The organism is Salinibacterium sp. TMP30, assembly GCF_038397785.1.
GTDB lineage: Bacteria > Actinomycetota > Actinomycetes > Actinomycetales > Microbacteriaceae > Rhodoglobus.
In genome coordinates this window covers 2272995-2290620 of record NZ_CP151642.1, presented here as the reverse complement: position 1 = coordinate 2290620, position 17626 = coordinate 2272995, and the positions used below count along the sequence as shown (strand labels likewise).

The 17626-nt window shown below is 59.6% G+C and carries 16 protein-coding genes; 13 read left to right on the top strand and 3 right to left on the bottom strand.

What is annotated here, in order from left to right; translation table 11 throughout:
• Positions 1–23: 23 nt before the first annotated feature.
• Genes AADH44_RS11185 through AADH44_RS11175 form a run of 3 tightly spaced genes read right to left on the bottom strand, consistent with a single transcriptional unit; the run spans position 24 to position 2904 of the window.
• Positions 24–1049 (bottom strand): hypothetical protein, encoded by a 1026-nt coding sequence (locus AADH44_RS11185; RefSeq protein ID WP_341952907.1) that lies wholly within the window; start codon positions 1047–1049, stop codon positions 24–26.
• Positions 1046–2182 (bottom strand): ATP-binding protein, encoded by a 1137-nt coding sequence (locus tag AADH44_RS11180; protein ID WP_341952906.1) that lies wholly within the window; start codon positions 2180–2182, stop codon positions 1046–1048. Before AADH44_RS11180 ends, AADH44_RS11185 begins: the two co-directional genes overlap by 4 nt.
• Before the next feature lie 59 nt (positions 2183–2241).
• Entirely contained in the window at positions 2242–2904 is a 663-nt protein-coding gene (locus AADH44_RS11175) for a response regulator transcription factor (RefSeq protein WP_341952905.1), read from the bottom strand.
• Positions 2905–3086: 182 nt separating this feature from the next.
• Between AADH44_RS11175 and AADH44_RS11170 the strand changes: the two genes are divergently transcribed.
• The 13 genes from AADH44_RS11170 to AADH44_RS11110 all read left to right on the top strand — a co-directional run bounded on the left by AADH44_RS11170 (position 3087) and on the right by AADH44_RS11110 (position 17569).
• On the top strand, positions 3087–3533 hold the full coding sequence (locus tag AADH44_RS11170) for a hypothetical protein (protein WP_341952904.1): 447 nt from the start codon (positions 3087–3089) through the stop codon (positions 3531–3533).
• Positions 3534–3625: 92 nt separating this feature from the next.
• Entirely contained in the window at positions 3626–5299 is a 1674-nt protein-coding gene (locus tag AADH44_RS11165; RefSeq protein WP_341952903.1) for an ATPase, T2SS/T4P/T4SS family, read from the top strand.
• A gap of 19 nt (positions 5300–5318) precedes the next feature.
• Positions 5319–7328 (top strand): type IV pilus twitching motility protein PilT, encoded by a 2010-nt coding sequence (locus AADH44_RS11160; protein WP_341952902.1) that lies wholly within the window; start codon positions 5319–5321, stop codon positions 7326–7328.
• On the top strand, positions 7328–8569 hold the full coding sequence (locus AADH44_RS11155; RefSeq protein WP_341952901.1) for a type II secretion system F family protein: 1242 nt from the start codon (positions 7328–7330) through the stop codon (positions 8567–8569). Before AADH44_RS11160 ends, AADH44_RS11155 begins: the two co-directional genes overlap by 1 nt.
• A gap of 303 nt (positions 8570–8872) precedes the next feature.
• On the top strand, positions 8873–9277 hold the full coding sequence (locus AADH44_RS11150; RefSeq protein WP_341952900.1) for a prepilin-type N-terminal cleavage/methylation domain-containing protein: 405 nt from the start codon (positions 8873–8875) through the stop codon (positions 9275–9277).
• Between the two features lie 139 nt (positions 9278–9416).
• Positions 9417–10802 (top strand): prepilin-type N-terminal cleavage/methylation domain-containing protein, encoded by a 1386-nt coding sequence (locus tag AADH44_RS11145; RefSeq protein WP_341952899.1) that lies wholly within the window; start codon positions 9417–9419, stop codon positions 10800–10802.
• Positions 10802–11509 carry a prepilin-type N-terminal cleavage/methylation domain-containing protein gene (locus tag AADH44_RS11140; protein WP_341952898.1) on the top strand — a complete coding sequence of 236 codons (708 nt, stop codon included), beginning with the start codon at positions 10802–10804 and terminating at the stop codon, positions 11507–11509. Before AADH44_RS11145 ends, AADH44_RS11140 begins: the two co-directional genes overlap by 1 nt.
• Positions 11506–13245, top strand: a complete 1740-nt coding sequence (locus AADH44_RS11135) for a hypothetical protein (protein ID WP_341952897.1) — start codon at positions 11506–11508, stop codon at positions 13243–13245. The genes AADH44_RS11140 and AADH44_RS11135 overlap by 4 nt, the downstream gene beginning before the upstream one ends.
• Positions 13242–14045, top strand: a complete 804-nt coding sequence (locus AADH44_RS11130; protein ID WP_341952896.1) for a prepilin peptidase — start codon at positions 13242–13244, stop codon at positions 14043–14045. Before AADH44_RS11135 ends, AADH44_RS11130 begins: the two co-directional genes overlap by 4 nt.
• 33 nt (positions 14046–14078) lie before the next feature.
• Positions 14079–15104: a type IV pilus assembly protein PilM gene (gene pilM / locus AADH44_RS11125; protein ID WP_341952895.1), complete on the top strand. Its 1026-nt coding sequence runs from the start codon at positions 14079–14081 to the stop codon at positions 15102–15104.
• Positions 15101–15889 (top strand): fimbrial assembly protein, encoded by a 789-nt coding sequence (locus AADH44_RS11120; RefSeq protein WP_341952894.1) that lies wholly within the window; start codon positions 15101–15103, stop codon positions 15887–15889. The genes pilM and AADH44_RS11120 overlap by 4 nt, the downstream gene beginning before the upstream one ends.
• 11 nt (positions 15890–15900) lie before the next feature.
• Positions 15901–16599, top strand: a complete 699-nt coding sequence (locus AADH44_RS11115) for a hypothetical protein (protein WP_341952893.1) — start codon at positions 15901–15903, stop codon at positions 16597–16599.
• 115 nt (positions 16600–16714) lie between these two features.
• On the top strand, positions 16715–17569 hold the full coding sequence (locus tag AADH44_RS11110; protein WP_341952892.1) for a hypothetical protein: 855 nt from the start codon (positions 16715–16717) through the stop codon (positions 17567–17569).
• Positions 17570–17626 lie beyond the last annotated feature (57 nt).

Sequence of the window (17626 nt, the reverse complement as noted above, 5' to 3'; positions counted from 1 at the left end):
TGCTTGCCCCGCATGCTGTTTGCCTAAATGTTTGAGGGCGGCATCGCACTGGTCAGCGATGGGAGTTCTACCCGGGAGTACTCCTTGCCGTCCGCGACCATGGTGGCGAGCAACGCACGCCCCGCCGGGAGCAGTCGAATCGTGACCGTGCCGGTGACGGCGGAGTCCAGCATCCGAACCGCTGCATCGCTCACACGGGGGAGTGCTCCCGAGGGCAGGGCTAGGGGGTAGCGGTCATCGAGCAGCAGCACAGCGACGCCACGTCGTCGGGCACGTTGCACGGCAGCCACGATCTCGGGCAGATCAAGCTGGCGCGCACGCAGAGTGTCTCGAAGGCGCGCTTCTGCGATCAGAAGTTCACGGCGGTCATCGTCGCTGAGATCGTCACCTTCTGCAATGCGCTGAAGTTGGCGGCCGACCGCTGAGTCGAGTGCCGCAAGACGTCGCGAACGCTCGGCAGTGCGCGCAAGGGCCGCAGCTTCGGCAGCAACTCGCGCAGTGTCGGCCTCGTGCACGTTCTCAAGCTTTCTGCCCGTGCGCTTCATGCCGAAGGAAAACAGCGAGCCGACCAGCACTATAGGTGCCTGCCGTGCAACTAAGACGATGGCCTCCAGCAGGCGGTCGTCGGTGGTGATGCCCCAGGCGATTACAGCGAGGCCAATCGCCGAGAAACCGAGCCATGCGTACAGGTCGCGGCCGCGCAAACTGAGGTAGAACATGGCGAGCGCACCTGCCCCGACATACCATTGCGAAAAACCGCCCGCGATCGCGTTCCACGATGACAGCAGAGTCGCGAGAACGCTCGCGGAGATGACGAAAATGCACACGCCTATTCGAACTCGCTGTGCGGTATCACGGGTGAGGACGAACCAGATGGCACCGAAGTTCGCGATCGAAAGGTAGACAATCGCGGGGGAGTGCACGTCTTCGAGGGAGAGCAGTGCGAGTGCCGACATGGTGGCGTAGTAGATCCAGATCAGTGTGTGGGCTCCACGCCCCGTGATCTCAGGTAGCTCTAGCCGTCGTGGCGCGGCCGTGCGGCGGCTCATTCCTGCCATCCGACGCTCACCTGCGTGCCTTCACCAGGTCGTGAACTGACTGCAGCGTGTGCTCCAGGGAGGGCATTGATGCGACCGAGGATGCTCACCACGATGCCTAGGCGATTCTTAGGAACGTTAGCCGCATCAAAGCCCCGCCCATTGTCGGTGATGGTGATGTCGACACGTTCCGGGCTCAAGCGAAGGTCAACGACGCGGCGCACGGGAGTGGAGTCTCGAGAGGCATGCACGACGCTGTTGCGCAGTGCTTCGACTGTTGCCTCGATCAGCGCGCTAGCGATCGACGAGGGGATCGGTGCGTTCCGTTCGCCGGTGACGTTGAACTCTCCCGAATCTGTTGCTTCATCGATCGACGTGGAGAGGCCCCGGATGAGGTAGTCGGAGTGGATAAGCTCAGGAACACCAGCGGTAGCCTCGTGAAGCTTCTGGAGGCGGGCGATGGTGCGCGCAGCCTGCACTCGTGTTGCCTCTGAATCGCTGCGTCCGGCCCCGGCTGCCGCAAAGATTGTTGCGATGACTTCGTCGTGCACAAGTGCATCGAGGTGTGCTTGTTCTTCAGCGCGCGCGGTCAACGCTGCAGCCCGCGTTGACGAAACCCGCGCTGCAGCGGTCGCGACATCCACTTCTCGACCTGCGCCGATAGCGACGATAGCGACGGCGGTGAATACAGCGCACACGGTAATGGTGAAAATCGCGAACTGTACTGCGAGCGATATATCTGTGCCACCGTCAGCGATGATGCGGATCGGGGCAATGACAAGGGAGCTGGCTATAAGAAAGCCCCAGGCGACCGCCGGCCGCCATGCGATCGCAGCGGGAACTGTGCTGAGTGCGGTCATCCCGACCGTCCACGGTGCCATACCGCTGGGCAGGGGGCCATTGATGAACGCGGGGATCCAACTCACCACCACTATCGCGAAAATTATTGCGTAGGCACCGTGCATCAAGCGCAGTTCGCGCAAGGAACTCCACGGTGCGGCGGCAGCCAAGATAAGGGGCAATCCAAAAATTGCTGTTACCGCCACGCTTTGCCAGTGCGGCATGACATAACTTTTCTGTTCTATGAGTGAACCGATGGTGAGCGCCAAAAAGAGCATCGTTGTCGCCGCTAGCACCGCGCTCATGACTCGAACCACACCGAGCTCGGCGCTGGCCGTCGATGGCAACCGGGTCGAGAAGTTGTTCACGAAGTGGGAGGGGGAAGGATGCCGTCTTCAACGGCCCGCTTATAGAGGTCGACTTTGGTGTGTGCTGGGCGACCCACCATTGCGTACTTGTGTCGGATGCGGCGAACGTACTCCGCTACCGTGCTGGACGATAGCCCGGCGCGGTGAGCAACAGCAATTGATTTGTCGCCAGAAGCGTAATGGGCGAGCACTTCTTGCTCTTTAGGGCTTAAGCCGGCAGCGTCGAGCTCCGGATCAGAGTCGAGTGCTGCTGCCCAATCAGTTGTCACGACCGGGTTGCCGCGCGCAGCCTCGCGCACCGCATCCACGATGACGTCGCGGGACTCAGATTTGCGCACGATCCCCAGAACTCCGGCGCGGGAGGCTGCGCGTACCTCGCTGGCATTGTCTGCCGCCGTGAAGACGAGCACATGGACGCCGTGCTCGCGCAGCCACGCAACATTGTTTTCGACGGTGCTGCGGTCTGAGAGGCGCACGTCAAGAACCACCACATCGAGGCTGTCGATCACTGCGCTCAGGTCGCGCACGCGGGGGACGGATGCCACGAGGCTCAGGTCGGAGCACTGCGAGAGGAGGGAGCCGAAGCCCAGCTGAACCGTCTCGTGGTCGTCGACATGACCAATGCGATACGTGCGCTTTACTACATCGTGCGTTGTCATAGGTGCCCCGTTCGGATCAGGGTTAATTCGGTCACGACAGAGATTCCCCCATGCCTACGACAACCGTACCGGAACAATTAGTCTGCCCCCCAAACGGGTGTCATTGATAGTAACGACTGCCGCGAACTCCCCAGCGGTGCCACCATCGGATGGGCCACAACAAACGAGGGAGCGGAGGGCTTGTGAATCGTCACTCCGTTAACGACCTCGTTGAGTGTTCCCTTCAGCGTTGGTACCGCACAGTTTCGCAATGGCGCCGCCCTGTGGGGGGAACGCCAACGGGATGCGTCGCCTGTCGCTCATCCGACTTCGCGGTCTTCGACCGACTGGGTCACTGGCCGCACGATCTCATTCACTCGCTCGTCGAAACCCTCGACCTCGTGTCGATGCAGCTCGCGGTAGCACTTCATGAAGAACGTCACTGCGCGAATGAAAATGGCCGCGCTACAGCGCCATGCAACGCCTGCATTGCTCAGGCGCAGTCGACCGCGAATTCGTGCGCTCAACGCCATGCGCAGGACATCGCCGATGTTGTCAACGAATGCGCGATGCCCCGATTGGCCGTTTACGTCGAAATGAACACCAATTTGGCACTCAATGCTGCGACTCGCGGCGAATGGGCTTCCTGAAACGTGCCGAGTACCCCTCGCATGTGGGACTAGTGGTGCTGATGTGAGTCGATTAGCGTTGGACTCCGCTAGGACCTTGGGGGGAGGCACGCGTGACAACACTTGCTGAAGTATTGATTCTTCGTGGAATGATGCCGATTGAGAGCATCGATTCCGTGGGAACATCACATTCTGATGAGGAAGCACTCGTCAGAAACCTACTCGACAGCGGCACCATTTCGCCGGCACAGTTAGCGTCAGCTCGTGCTGCACAAGCGGGCGTACCGTTCGTCGAGCTGGTCGACTTCGCTGTCGATCACCAAGCAGTCGCGCTCGCCCCAGCCGCAATTTGCCGCCGCCACGAAGTGCTTCCCATCGCGTTCTCCGAGGGTTACCTCGTGCTGGCCATGGTTGATCCGGGCAATATCTTTGCCCTCGACGACATTCGCTCAGCGACAGGCCGCCAGGTGCGCACCGTTGTTGCCGAACGTGGCGACCTTCAGGCTGCTCTTGACCGGTTCCACCGTGCCGATGGCGAACTCTCCAGCCTCAGCAGTGAACTCGAGCAAGAAGCGGTATCCACGGATGTTGCCCTTTCGTCGAACAATAATGAGCCGACCGAAGACGACGCCCCTATTGTTCGCTTCGTGAACCTGCTGATCAGCCAAGGCATCCAAGACAAGGCATCCGATATTCATATCGAACCCGGCGAGTACGACCTTGGCGTTCGGTACCGCATTGATGGTGTTTTGCATGAGATGCAGCGTGCACCTCGCCAGATTCAGAACGGCGTGATCTCGCGCTTGAAGATCATGGCCGAAATGGACATTGCTGAGCGTCGCAAGCCTCAGGATGGCCGCATTTCGGTGATCCATGGGCAAAAGAAGATCGACCTCCGTGTTGCGACCCTGCCGACCGTCTACGGCGAAAAAGTCGTTATGCGTATTCTCGACAACTCCAACACGACTCTTGACTTGAGCCAGCTTTACCTGCTTGAGCACAACGCAAAGATTTACAAAGAGGCGTATTCCAAGCCCTACGGCATGATTCTGGTTACCGGCCCGACAGGTTCCGGTAAGTCGACCACGCTGTACACGACCCTTAATGCTGTTGCCCGCCCCGAGATCAATGTCATCACGGTCGAAGACCCGGTTGAGTACCGCATGGCGGGCATCAACCAGGTTCAGGTTAACCCGAAGGCGGGTCTCACTTTCGCGAGTGCTCTGCGCTCGATTCTGCGTTCTGACCCGGATGTTGTGCTGATTGGTGAGATCCGAGACCAGGAGACGGCACAGATTGCGATCGAAGCCGCGCTCACCGGCCACCTCGTGTTGAGCACCCTTCACACGAACGGCGCGCCAGCGGCCATTACTCGACTGATCGAGATGGACATTGAGCCATTCTTGGTGGGTTCAGCAATCGACTGCGTTGTGGCACAACGACTGGCGCGGCGCTTGTGCGACCGCTGCAAGCAGCCTGCAACGCACAATCCGCAGGACCTCGTGAATTTGAAGGTCGGCTTCAACCCAGAAGGTCCCATGCCGACGTTGTATGCACCCGTCGGGTGCACCGTGTGTTCCAAGACGGGATATCGCGGCCGAATTGCACTGCACGAAGTTATGGCAGTGTCCGAAGAGATTGAACGTCTCGCTGTTGCTCGTTCCTCTAGCGCTGAGATCAGCCGCGTCGCGATCGAGCAGGGAATGCGCACGCTGCGCATGGACGGTTGGGCAAAAGCTCAACTCGGCTTGACGTCAATCGAAGAGATTTTGCGCGTCGTCGCATAGACGAGTTACTGGGGGAATTATGGCAAAGCGAATTTATGACATCCCGTCGCAATCGGTAGACGAAAGTTTGTTCACACCGAAGGGGCAAAGTGCGCCGTCAGGGCAGGGCGTTCCTTCGAACACACCGCCACCGGCTGCGGGAACAGGCGTTCCCGGACCGAGCAATCCGCAGGCATCGTCGACTCCGTTCCCGGAATGGGCACAGACTGGTGCTGCTCCGTCGGCGTCGGCCGCAACGGTGCCAGCGTCGCCGCTGCCCACGATCCCGCCGCCATCGGGCTCGATTAAGAGCAATGACACTTCGGGTGTTCCCGCGCCGGCAGCCCCGACCGCTGCACCAGCGCCGAGCTCGCCTCCTGCAGCGTCAGCTGCGGCTGAGCCCACCCCATCCACCCCTCCAGCGGATGCCGCTGCCGAGGGAGGGCGCCGCGCACGTCGCATGGCAACTGAGCCGGTGACCTCGATCGATTCGCTCGATGAACTTTTCCGTCAGGCGGCAGCTGGCGCAATGTCGCAGACGTCTGCTGCTACGAAGGCAGCTGGAGCCTCAATGCCGGCACCCGCACCAGCACCAACTCCGTCTTCGACAGCTGCCGAGGTTCCGTATTTCTCTGACGCATCAGATTCAGAAGCGGGTGCACCCGCACCGGCCGCTGCCTTCACCATTGACGCACCGGGCGGAGCAGACACACCCGTCGCGCCGCCGACGGATGCCTCGGATGCCGCGACCCGACTGTTCGATGTTCCTGAGTCGGGAACATCCGCTCAGGATCTCGCTAGCTTCCCACCTCCCGGCGTGACCGAGGGCCTTCTCACCTTCACGAGCGGATTTGGGGCCGAGCAGGCTACAGCGCCGCGCGAATCACAACTTCTGTCGGTTCCCGAGATCGTTGAGCAGGAGCGCGAACAGCGGCCCGACATGGACCTGACGGCAAAGGAAGGGTCTAGCCCTGAACTTCTTGATGCTCTCAAGGAGGTTGTCTACACAGGCGCTTCTGACCTCCACATTTCTTCGGGCGCTGTGCCGATGATTCGTGTTGATGGTGGGCTCCAGCAGCTCAAGGGCGCTGGGGAGTGGGATAAAGACCGCACCCGCGCCGCACTCTTCAGCATTCTTGATGAGAAGCAGGAAGCTCAGTTTCTCGAAGCTCTTGAGCTCGACTTCGCTTTTGAACTTTCTGAGTCGTCTCGTTTTCGGGTGAACTTTTATATGGATCGCGGCAACATGGGTGCCGCCTTCCGAATCATTCCTACTGAGATCAAGCAGTTGAAAGATCTGGGAATTCAGGAGTCGGTTTCGCAGTTCGCGACGCTGCCTCGTGGCCTCGTGCTCGTGACGGGCCCAACGGGTTCCGGCAAGTCAACGACGCTTGCGGCTCTCATCGACCTCGTGAACCGCACCCGTGCCGACCACATCGTGACCGTCGAGGATCCGATCGAGTTCTTGCACGGCAACCAGAAATCACTGGTGAACCAGCGCGAGGTTGGCCGCGACACCCACTCGTTCACGGCGGCGCTCAAGCACGTTCTGCGTCAAGACCCCGATGTCATCCTGATTGGTGAGCTTCGAGACCTGGAGACAATCTCGATCGCCCTGACGGCAGCAGAGACCGGCCACCTCGTGTTTGCAACCCTGCACACTCAGGATGCCGCGCAAACCGTTGACCGCATCATTGACGTCTTCCCACCGCACCAGCAGGGCCAGGTTCGCACCCAGCTTGCTGCTGTGCTGCAGGGCATTATCTGTCAGACGCTCGTGCGTCGCGCGAGCGGTAAGGGGCGTGTGGTGGCCACTGAGGTGCTCACGATGACCCCTGCCATCGGTAACCTCATCCGTGAGGGCAAGATCTACCAGATTCCGTCGGCGATGCAGGCTGGTCGCGGCGGCGGTATGCACACGATGGATCAGCACCTTGCCGGTCTCGCCAAGTCGGGTGCGATTACGGAAGAGGCGGCTATGGCGAAGGCCCACGACCCTGAAGGTATGCACCGATTGATGGGCGATAGTTCAGTGGCGGGAGCACACTAATGGCCGCAGTGGCCTCGACGACTAAGTCGTTCGAGTACAAGGCCCGTGATCACTCGGGCAAGGTCGTTAAGGGGCGCATTGATGCGTCTAATGAGAATCAGGTTCTTGTTCGCCTTCGGGCGATGGAGATCAGCCCGATCTCGGTGACCGAGGCGGGCGCCGGAACCGGTCTCAACATGGAGATCAACATTGCGTTCTTCCAGAAGGGGGTGGGCCTCGACGATCTAGCGGTGATGAGCCGACAGATGTCGACCATGATTTCGGCTGGACTCTCGCTTATCCGCGCTCTTGTCATCCTCTCGGAGCAGACCGAGAATAAAACGCTGGCAAAGGCTCTCAGCGAGATTCGTCAAGATGTCGAGACCGGTGGAACGCTGTCTGATGCTTTCGCCAAGCACGGCACCGTTTTCCCGCCGATCATGATTCATCTGGTTCGTGCCGGTGAGACGGGTGGATTCCTTGACGATGCGCTCGAGTCGATCGCAAACAACTTCGAGAGTGAGGTGAAGCTCCGTGGAACGATCAAGTCGGCGCTCACCTACCCCGTTGTCGTGCTGATCATGGCGGTAGCAGCTGTAGTTGGCATGCTGATCTTTATCGTTCCGGTATTCGAGCAGATGTTCGCCGACTTGGGCGGAGAGCTGCCCCTGTTGACCCAGATGCTGGTGTGGGCGTCGGCCGCAATGAAATTCCTCGCTCCGGTTCTCATCGTTGCCGGTATCGTGTTCGCCACGTGGTGGCGCAAGAACAAGCACACGGAGCGTGTTCGCAAGGTTGTTGACCCGTGGAAGTTGCGGATGCCCGTGTTTGGTCCGCTGTTCCGCAAGGTGTCGATCTCACGGTTTACCCGTAACTTCGGAACCATGTTGGGGGCTGGTGTGCCAATTCTTCAGGCGCTCTCGATCGTTGGTGAAACTTCCGGGAATTATGTCATCGAGGAGGCGCTGCGTCGCGTCGCCGATTCGGTGCGTTCTGGGCAGTCAGTGTCTGCCCCGCTAGCCCGCGAGAGCGTATTTCCTTCGATGGTGACCCAGATGGTCGCTGTCGGTGAGGATGCCGGCTCGATGGAGGTCATGCTCTCCAAAATTGCTGACTTCTACGATGACGAGGTGTTGAAGACTACCGAACAGCTCACGGCGCTCATCGAGCCCCTCATGATTGGCGTCATTGGTTCGATCGTGGGTGTCATGGTGATTGCGTTGTATATGCCGATCTTTGCCATCTTCGATCAGATCAAGTAACACCTAGCAGCCCCAGGCGGGGGCGCGGCGGCCCGAGTCGCTTCGCCCCCGTCTGGCCTTTTAGCGCGTTGATGCCGCGCGCCCGGCGCGCGTTTTATCACGCGTCGTTGGCCCAATGGACGCCACGACTCGCGTGTCACCCCTCGCACTGGGGGCGTTATTGGGGCCATTCACCCCCGTTTGTGGGATTCTCAGCAAGCGCACATGTTGAGAGTATTTCTGTGGGGGGGCTGAGAAGCTGTTTTTCTGGGGGCCTCCTGTCCAAGATTCGCTACACAGACAGGAAAACCATTGATTACTCGCATGCATGAAGCACTGCGCACCAAGCGCAACGACCTCGAGAACGACCAGAAGGGCTTCACTCTCGTTGAGCTCCTCGTTGTTGTTCTGATCATCGGCATCCTTGCCGCGATCGCCATCCCGTTCTTCCTCAACCAGCGCCAGGGCGCCTGGGAATCACAGGTAAAGTCCGACATCGCTAACGCGGTTATCGCGGCTGAGACCTACGCCGTCGGCAACAACGGCTCTTTCACCGGACTCACCGTTGCCGAGCTCGGCCTTAACGGCTACAAGGCGACTCCATCGGTGACTATTGCAGAACCAACAGCGACTGCGACCACGTACATTTTCGTCGTTACTCACTCTGAGTTCACCGGCCCGACGTGGACCTACACGAGCTCCGACGGTACGACCGAACGAACTGGATAGTCTGATCCAGTACTGAGGAACGGGGCGTCGCCAAGCGGCGGCGCCCCGTTTTCACACCACGAGAGTTCGCGCTCTCCCGAGAGAACCCAACTCTCCAGCAGCACCCGAAACCCTGACTACCCGCACGAAAGGGCTCATCATGCACAAGGTTCTACAGCGACTTCGTAGCTCCGACGCAGGGTTGAGCCTTCTTGAGGTTCTCGTCGCGATGATGATCTTCGCGGTCGTTTCCCTTGGAGTCCTTCAAACGCTCACTACGGTCCTTAGCGTTACTCGCGACAATCGCGCTCGCGTCGTCGCTGCGAACCTCGCCTCTCAAGAAATTGACTTGGCTCGAGATGCCGGCGACGTGTTCACCCTGGGGGATTCCACCTACACGAAGACTCTTAACGGTGACGTTTTCACGGTAACTCGCTCCACGGCGTGGATCGATTCGACCAACACCGCCGCATCGTGTGGAACGGGCGGCGGAACGCTTCAATACAAACGAATCAATATCGCGGTCGCCTGGCCGAACATGCGTGCTGGTACCGAACCTGTGCGCTTCGACAGTCTTCTTGCACCGAACGACAGAATCAACGACCCAGGACTCGGCACGATCCTGGTCTCGGTCACTGGCGGTTCCGGCGAAGGGTCAGCCGGAGTTCGGGTTACCGCTAACCCCGCCTCACCAGCGAATGGTGCACAAAATCTTTCTGTAGCGCCGCCGGCGACCGATGCTCAGGGCTGCAGCTACATCCTCAAGGTCGCGCCGGGCAATTACAACGTCACAGTTTCTCGCACCGGCTACATCACCGACGCTGGTCAGTCGACTGCTCCAACCAAACTCACCCAGGTTGTAGCGGGAACCGCAAGTTCCGTGTCGTTCAACTTCGACGAAGCCGCCACTTTTCGCGTCAACTATGTCTCTGACCCCACGCCCGATAGTAATGAGGTGTGGATCCCCAAAGACCTGCCGACATCGTTCAGCAGTTCGCGCGGCGTTCACTTGAGCACCGCGAGCAACAGGAATTTGACCCTCAATATAAACCTGTTCCCGTGGAGCTCTGGTTACGTAGGCTACGCGGGTAATTATGCTGCTAAACCTGAAGACACGACTAGCACCGCTCCCTACTGCGAGTCGCCGAACCCGGCATCGTGGCTAGAGGCTGACGTTGCCGGCGTGATATATCGCTCGCCCGAGTCGCTGGCGGTTGCTGCTACCCCTGGTGGTTCCGTAGACATGACCGTTCCCATGGGGCTCGTGGAGGTCAATGGTCTAGACAATCGAACTCTCCGTGCCACGGCGGTTGCTCCCGTTGCCGGCAGTGGTGATCCAGGATGTACGACCGACTACGCACTTAACTTCGATAGATTGAATAGTGCGGTCACACATATCGCGCTTCCCTACGGAACCTGGAAGCTCGAGCGCAAGAGTGGCGGCAGCTGGGTCTTACTCGGTGCAGGTTCGGTGGCGGCGCCCATCGTTGGAGGAACGGCTACTGTGCCCGGCTTTGTTACAGTCGACCCGAGAGTGGCACCGTAATGGGTAAATTTCGTGCCGCCCTGTTCGCACGCGTGAGGCGAATTCACCGCAATGAAGCGGGCGTAACCCTCAGCGAGCTGATTGTTACCATCGCCTTGATGAGCATGCTGCTGGCCATGGTCATGACCATTTTCGTCACCTTCACCCGCACCTTTGCCGATGAACGCTCAGCCACGTCTAACACCGCGGGGGCCACTATCGCTATGAACGAACTCACTCGAGTCATTCGATCCGGCACCGAGAATCCGGTAGCCGCATCGACACTGAACGATCCTGTATTCAGCTATGCCGGCACTGAGCACGTCGTGCTGCAAGCCTATTTGGACACGGATGCGGCCAACCCTCAGCCTGTCAAGGTGGAGTTCGTTATCACTGGAGATCGCACTCTCGTTGAACGCCGATGGGATGCTCGCTTGCTGCCATCGGGATATTTTGCGTTTCAAGCCGCGATGGCTTCCGAGCGCACCGTGGTTCGTCAAATCTCTACGGGAACCACGCCCGTATTTCGGTTCTTCGATGACGCCAACACAGAACTGACACCGCCAGCTAATGGAAGCCTAACGCTCAGCCAGCGACGTGAGGTTGCTGCAGTCAAAGTGTCGATGACCATACAGACCGACCCGACCGGACGTGCCAAGACAGCAAGTCTGGAAAACACCGTAGGGATACCGAACCTGGGCCTCTCTAGGATTGGAATCGACCGATGATTCGACTCGTGTGTGCGCGCCTAGCCGGAGAGAAGGGCGCAGCTCTCCCCATGGTGATTGGTATCACCGTAGTTTTGGGGCTCCTCGTCACCAGCGCGGTAGCTTTCGCCACTGGTGGATTCCGTCAAGCTGCTGCCACTCAAGAGTGGTCAGCATCTCTCGCTGCGGCCTATGCCGGCGTTGAGGATTATCAGAGCAGACTCTCGGAGGACACGTCGTACGTGCAGTACGGAAACCCTGCCGCAGCATTCTCCTCCACGAGTGATGTGCGGCTGCCTACCGGAGTGAACGTCAATCCAGCGTTCAACGTGGCTGCAGGGGAAGCCTGGGTTGCCGTTCCCGTTCCTAGCGGCGTCGAAAACTCTTCATTCTTTCGCTATGAGGTCGACAATTCCGAGTATGCCGGCAGCGGAGTAATCCGAGTTCGGTCTACCGGAAAAGTCGGCAGCGAGACTCGCACGATCGTCGCTGACTTGCGACAGTCAGGGTTCATCGATTTTCTCTACTTCACTGACTATGAGATCCAAGATCCCGCATTCTCGGGCAAACCAGCATCGTGCGTGAAGTACTGGTGGGATGGGCGCAGCGGCATTTCCGGCAACTGTGGAGAGATCGCGTTCTCCGGCGGTGACACGGTAGATGGGCCGGTGCACTCCAACGACACCATACGCATTTGCAGCGCAACCTTCTTGGGTGCCGTAACCACAAGCTATGCGCCAAGCAGCGGGGTGCGGTACAACCCTCGCGACTCGAACAGCAACTACTGCAGCGGCCAGAGTTTTTCCATTCCCACATCACCCGCCTTCAGCCCCGTAATCGGAATGCCGGCGACCAATTCGCAGCACTTGCGGGAAACGCGCTCTGACCTGATCACCAACGGTGTGCCGCGACCCGGTTGCCTGTACACCGGACCGACCGAGATTCAGCTGAACTCGAACGGAACGATCACGGTTCACTCGCCGTGGACCAAGAAGACGCGGATCACTGGATCACCGGCGACCGGTGGGAGTACACCGGCCGAGTGTGGCAGTGTCTCGCAGCTCAATAGCAACTCCGGGGCGACGTTCAATCTGCCGCCAAGCAACGTCATCTATGTTCAGAACGTACCGGCCGTCTCCTCCGACCCCAACTACTGGAGCAGCAGCAGTGAGCCGTCTGGTCTGGACTGCGAGAGCGCCTCGGGAAACAGGGTCGGTAACGGAATCGGCTACCCGACCTACTACGAAACGGCACCGAGCAGCGCCTACGAGTGCCGCGTTGGTGACCTCTTCGTCAAGGGCACGCTGAGCGGGCAGGCCACCCTGTCGGCCGAGCACTACGTATATGTCACGGGAGATATCAAGTATGACAATGCCGACGAAGATGTTCTTGGTCTCGTCGGAAACGACGCGGTGTGGGTCTGGAACCCTACGAACTCCTCCAACAACCCCCTGCTCTCTGACTCCGGTCGTCGGATTGACGCTGCTATTCTCTCGGTTGGTCACACGTTCGCGGTCCAGAACCCCAACGCCGGCGGCGGGCGCGGCACCCTCACCGTGAATGGGGCAATCGCGCAGAAATTCCGAGGCATCGTGCGTCAAGGTAGTGGCGGCTACACGAAGAACTACGTCTATGACACGCGTCTTCGGTATACAGCGCCACCCAAATTCTTGTCGCCAGTGACGACAAGTTATGGAGTGAACGTGTGGATTGAAGTCTCGCCCGCCTTCGACTCAGCAGGCGCCACGATCTCATGACCGCGACAGTTCTTCTCGTCATCTTCGCGGTGCTTCTGGGATTAGCCGTTGGCTCGTTCCTGAACGTCGTGGTGTGGCGGGTGCCGCGCGGAGAGAAGATCTCCTCACCGCCGAGCGCGTGCCCCAAATGCGAGCACGCCATCCGCTCCTACGACAACATCCCCGTCTTTGGCTGGTTGTTGCTGAGGGGAAAATGCCGTGACTGTGGTGAACCAATTTCGCCACGCTATCCACTCGTTGAAGCTACGACCGCCATCGTTTTCGGGCTCATTGCGGCAGCGGTGGGAGCCGAAACTGCTCTGGTGTGGACGGTGCCGGCGTTCCTTTACCTAGCGGCAATCTCGATTGCCTTGACCCTCATCGACCTTGACACCAAAACACTGCCCAACAAGATCGTGCTGCCGTCAATTCTGGTCGGAGTAGCGCTGTTGGCTCTCGCTAGCGTCGGCACCGGCAATTGGGCCGCTCTCCTGGGAGCGCTGGCTGGTGGCGCGGCTCTTTTCCTCTTCTACTTCATCGTTGCCCTGATCTCGCCTCGCGGGATGGGAATGGGTGATGTGAAACTGGCGGCCGTTCTCGGACTGTACCTGGGATGGCTCGGATGGGGCGTTCTTGCGGTTGGCGCTTTCGCCGCATTCCTGCTCGGCGGAGTCTTCGCTATCGCCCTACTGCTGATCGGACGGGCGCGTCGTCGCACCGCAATCCCGTTCGGACCGTGGATGATAGCGGGAGCGTGGTTGGGTATTGCTTTCGGCTCACAAATTTGGAACGGATATATGGTGGCGACCGGTCTTAGCTGATCGTCACCGGGGGGATATATGGGAAAGAAACTAGTGGGGCTGGATATCGGCTCGAGCGCTATACGCGCTGTCGAGGTCGAGAATCCACACCTGCCACGACCAACAATTCTTCGCTTTGGCGAAGTGCCGCTGCCAGAAGGTGCTGTGCGCGCTGGTGAGGTGGTGGATGCGGCTACCGTAACGGCATCCATTCGCAAACTGTGGACACAGACCGGCATCCGAACTAAGGATGTCGTGATGGGTGTCGGCAATTCTAAAGTGCTGGCTCGTGACATCAAGGTTCCGCGGCTTCCGCTGAACCAGGTGCGCGAGTCGCTTCCGTTCCAGGTGCAGGATCTTCTTCCTGTGCCGGCAACAGATGCCCTACTCGACTTCTACCCCGCAGCTGAGGCTGAAGGCGAGAATGGCCCGATGCTCTCGGGAATGCTCGTCGCGGCGATCAAGGCACCGGTTCTGGTGAACGTGAATGCAGCGATTGCTGCGGGCGTTCAGCCGGTAAACGTAGATTTGTCGCCCTTTGCGCTGACACGACTGTTCTCTGGACCCGAGTCAGCAAACCTCACGACGCTGTTGGTGCACATTGGTGCCGCCACGACGACGCTGGTTGCCCTCGACGGTCACGTACCCCACTTTGTGCGGCTCCTGCCCAATGGCGGAGCGGACATCACCAAGGGAATTTCTCAGCGCATGGACATCTCAATGCGTGATGCCGAAGCCATCAAACGTTCGGTTGGTGTCGTCGCAGCTCGCGCTACGCCGGAGCAACGCCCCGCGCTCGAAGTGTCGTTCGAACTGGTCAATGAGACCCTCTTGGCGATCCGAGCAACGATGCAGTACTTCCAGAATGCGCGCGGAAATCGGGCAATCGATCGGATTGTCATGAGCGGCGGTGGTTCGCGACTGCTCGGACTCGTCGAGACGGTCTCCGAATTCACTAAGGTGCCGGCTACCCAGCCCGACCCGTTCTCACTGGTGACTGTGGCTCGCGGTCTGCGGGGCACGGGGGATGCCCAAGACATGTCGCTCGCACTTGGATTGGTTACGGGGGTCTCAGCATGAGTGAGAAAAAACCAGCAGCGCGACGTGAGATTAAGGTTGCCGTCGCGTACCCGCCCCACGTCACACTGCTCCCTCCTGAGGTTGGGCAGCGTAAGGCGGCAAACCGCGCCAGAGGGCGCGCAATTTTTGTTGCAATCATTGCCGCGGGCGTTGCGATTCTGGCGGCAGTCGGGGCTAACCTCGTCTCCTTCCAGCGCGTACTTGCGCTGGATAGCGCCCGCGCCACAACCCTGTCGCTTACGCAGCAGCAAGGGGAATACAGCGAGGTGCGTCAAGCAAGCCACCGCCTTCAATCGAGCACGTCGGCACGCATTTTTGCCACGTCTACTGAGATCTCGGTCAAGGCACTTCTTGACGGTTTGGGCTCCAAGCTTTCCGCTGGCATGCTGATCCGTTCCTACGATTTCGAAACAGCGACCCCGCTGCTGGGATATGGCGAACCGGTCTCGCCGCTCGATCCCCAGCGCATGGCGCAATTCACAATCGAGGTCGGCGCAAACACGATTGCAGAAATCGATGCTTGGGTTCGTAAAGCGCCCGACGTTGCTGGCGTTATCGGCGCATCCGTCGTTTCTGTAGAAGAAGACGATGGCCTCTACGTAGCTTCCGTTTCAGTCTTCGTCAGCAGCGATGCGCTCTTGCACCGCTTCGATGGCTTCGTTCCCGAGGGTGAAGCGGTGGAAGAAGAGGCAGAGCCCGCTCCGAGCCCGACCCCGACGGCGGATCCTTCGCAGACCCCAACACCCACTGACACGCCAGCTCCGGCTGACGGCACGACAGACTAGGAGCACCGATCATGACATTGACACGGATGTGGACTCTGATCGGCGCCATCGCGGTGCTACTCATCTTGTTTGCGGGCTACGCCGCTGGTGTTGCTCCTGCGCTCGCAGCAGCCTCCAGCGCTGACGAAGAAATAGAGACGGTCGAACTACAGAACCGGGTGAAAGCCAATGAGCTGGCTGAACTAAAAAAGCTCGACGAGAATTCTGAAAAGTTGTTTGCGGATGTGGCCGAACTCGAGAAGTCGATTCCGTCGACTCACGAAACGTCGGTGTTTTCTCAGCAACTAGCGGTGTTAGCTGCGGCGGCGGGCGTCAAGCTCACTGACGTGACCTTCATCAGCGCCATGGATGCTGTTGCACCCGAAGAGGCCGCGGCGCCCGTTGCTCCGGCTGAGGGCGACGAGCAAGCTCCGGCGGAGGCCGAAGCCCAAACACCTGCTCCGGCGGAGCCATCGGCCCAGTCGGTTCCCTCGGTGCCAGGGCTCGTAGCAATGGGCGTTGATGTCAGCGTCGTCGGTTCCTACGCGGCCGTTAATGCGTTTATGCAGAGCGTTCAGATGAATGCCAGATCCTTTTCGGTAGCTACGGTCTCGGTGCAGCAGGGCACTACCGACGCTGAGTATGAGATGAGTCTGAGCGGCGCGGTCTATGTGCTCGCTGATGGCGCGACGACGACTGCGACCACGGGCGGCGGCAACGAGGTTAACTAGTTTCTGAGCTGATGGAAAAACGCCACGATGAACACTGTCGTGGCGTTTTTCTCATTTCTGAGACGTGCTTCAGTAGACTAGGCTCATCAGTCGCTGGCACAAGGAGGCATCAGTCATGACCGATCCATCTGCAGAGCGTGGTTCTTCCGATCAGAATCACGACAACATTGAGGATGCCGTAGTCGTCGACGAGACGGCCACCGATAGCGGCGCCGCCACCACGGCCACGCCCCTCGTAGAGCCCGATGTCGAGCCATCGGCATCCGCCACCGACCCCGTCTATAACAACCCTGACCACGACAACGCGACGATAGAGGCCGAAGCGGAGCCGCTCCCGGAACCCGTGGTTGAGTATGAGCCTGAAATTGTCACTGAGCCCGAAGCGAACGCTACTGGCACGACAAGCGCAGCGGCATCCGGCGAACCTCGCGTTGTCTATCTGACGGCTCCGACACCCCCCAAGGTCGCGGGCAACCGCGGATTCGGCGTGTTCATTGCGCTCGCCTCCACGCTCCTCTTCGCGATCATCTTCGCGATTGCGGTAGTGATTATTAACGCTGCCCAGTCTGGCCGGGTCGGTATTGCCTTCGTGCAGGCGCCATCGTTCTACGTGCCCATTGCGTTCTTCGCCCTCGGGGCGATCGTGATTGCCCTCATCGTTAACCGCGCGGGTTGGGCAGCACACGTCTTTTCCAGCATCATTGTCGGGCTAATCGTGTACTTCGGCACGGTCGGTGTGCTGTTGCTCACCAACGGCATCGTCCAAAACACGCCGGAGCAAGCGCAGCTGCTGTTCGCCTTGGCCCTCATTGATCCACGGGTTATCGCCGCTGGCCTCGTGGCCCGTGAAGTCTCCTTGTGGACCGGCGCGCTCGTCGCTAGGCGAGGCCGCAAGGTCACCGAGCGCAACCGCGAATCCCGTGCACAGTGGGAAGCCGAGGTCGCGGAGAAATCTGCGGCTCAGCACTAGTCATGATCGCGCGCCCATCAGGCAGTTTTGCTTGCTGCATGTGCGCTGTGACCATTT

Bases quoted from the DNA above. Each gene is read 5' to 3' on its own strand.
- AADH44_RS11150 (WP_341952900.1), top strand. From the start codon at position 8,873: ATGCATGAAGCACTGCGCACCAAGCGCAACGACCTCGAGAACGACCAG.
- AADH44_RS11115 (WP_341952893.1), top strand. From the start codon at position 15,901: ATGACATTGACACGGATGTGGACTCTGATCGGCGCCATCGCGGTGCTA.
- AADH44_RS11180 (WP_341952906.1), bottom strand. From the start codon at position 2,182: ATGAGCGCGGTGCTAGCGGCGACAACGATGCTCTTTTTGGCGCTCACC.
- AADH44_RS11160 (WP_341952902.1), top strand. From the start codon at position 5,319: ATGGCAAAGCGAATTTATGACATCCCGTCGCAATCGGTAGACGAAAGT.
- AADH44_RS11130 (WP_341952896.1), top strand. From the start codon at position 13,242: ATGACCGCGACAGTTCTTCTCGTCATCTTCGCGGTGCTTCTGGGATTA.
- AADH44_RS11120 (WP_341952894.1), top strand. From the start codon at position 15,101: ATGAGTGAGAAAAAACCAGCAGCGCGACGTGAGATTAAGGTTGCCGTC.
- AADH44_RS11135 (WP_341952897.1), top strand. From the start codon at position 11,506: ATGATTCGACTCGTGTGTGCGCGCCTAGCCGGAGAGAAGGGCGCAGCT.
- AADH44_RS11175 (WP_341952905.1), bottom strand. From the start codon at position 2,904: ATGACAACGCACGATGTAGTAAAGCGCACGTATCGCATTGGTCATGTC.
- AADH44_RS11155 (WP_341952901.1), top strand. From the start codon at position 7,328: ATGGCCGCAGTGGCCTCGACGACTAAGTCGTTCGAGTACAAGGCCCGT.
- AADH44_RS11140 (WP_341952898.1), top strand. From the start codon at position 10,802: ATGGGTAAATTTCGTGCCGCCCTGTTCGCACGCGTGAGGCGAATTCAC.
- AADH44_RS11110 (WP_341952892.1), top strand. From the start codon at position 16,715: ATGACCGATCCATCTGCAGAGCGTGGTTCTTCCGATCAGAATCACGAC.
- AADH44_RS11145 (WP_341952899.1), top strand. From the start codon at position 9,417: ATGCACAAGGTTCTACAGCGACTTCGTAGCTCCGACGCAGGGTTGAGC.
- AADH44_RS11185 (WP_341952907.1), bottom strand. From the start codon at position 1,049: ATGAGCCGCCGCACGGCCGCGCCACGACGGCTAGAGCTACCTGAGATC.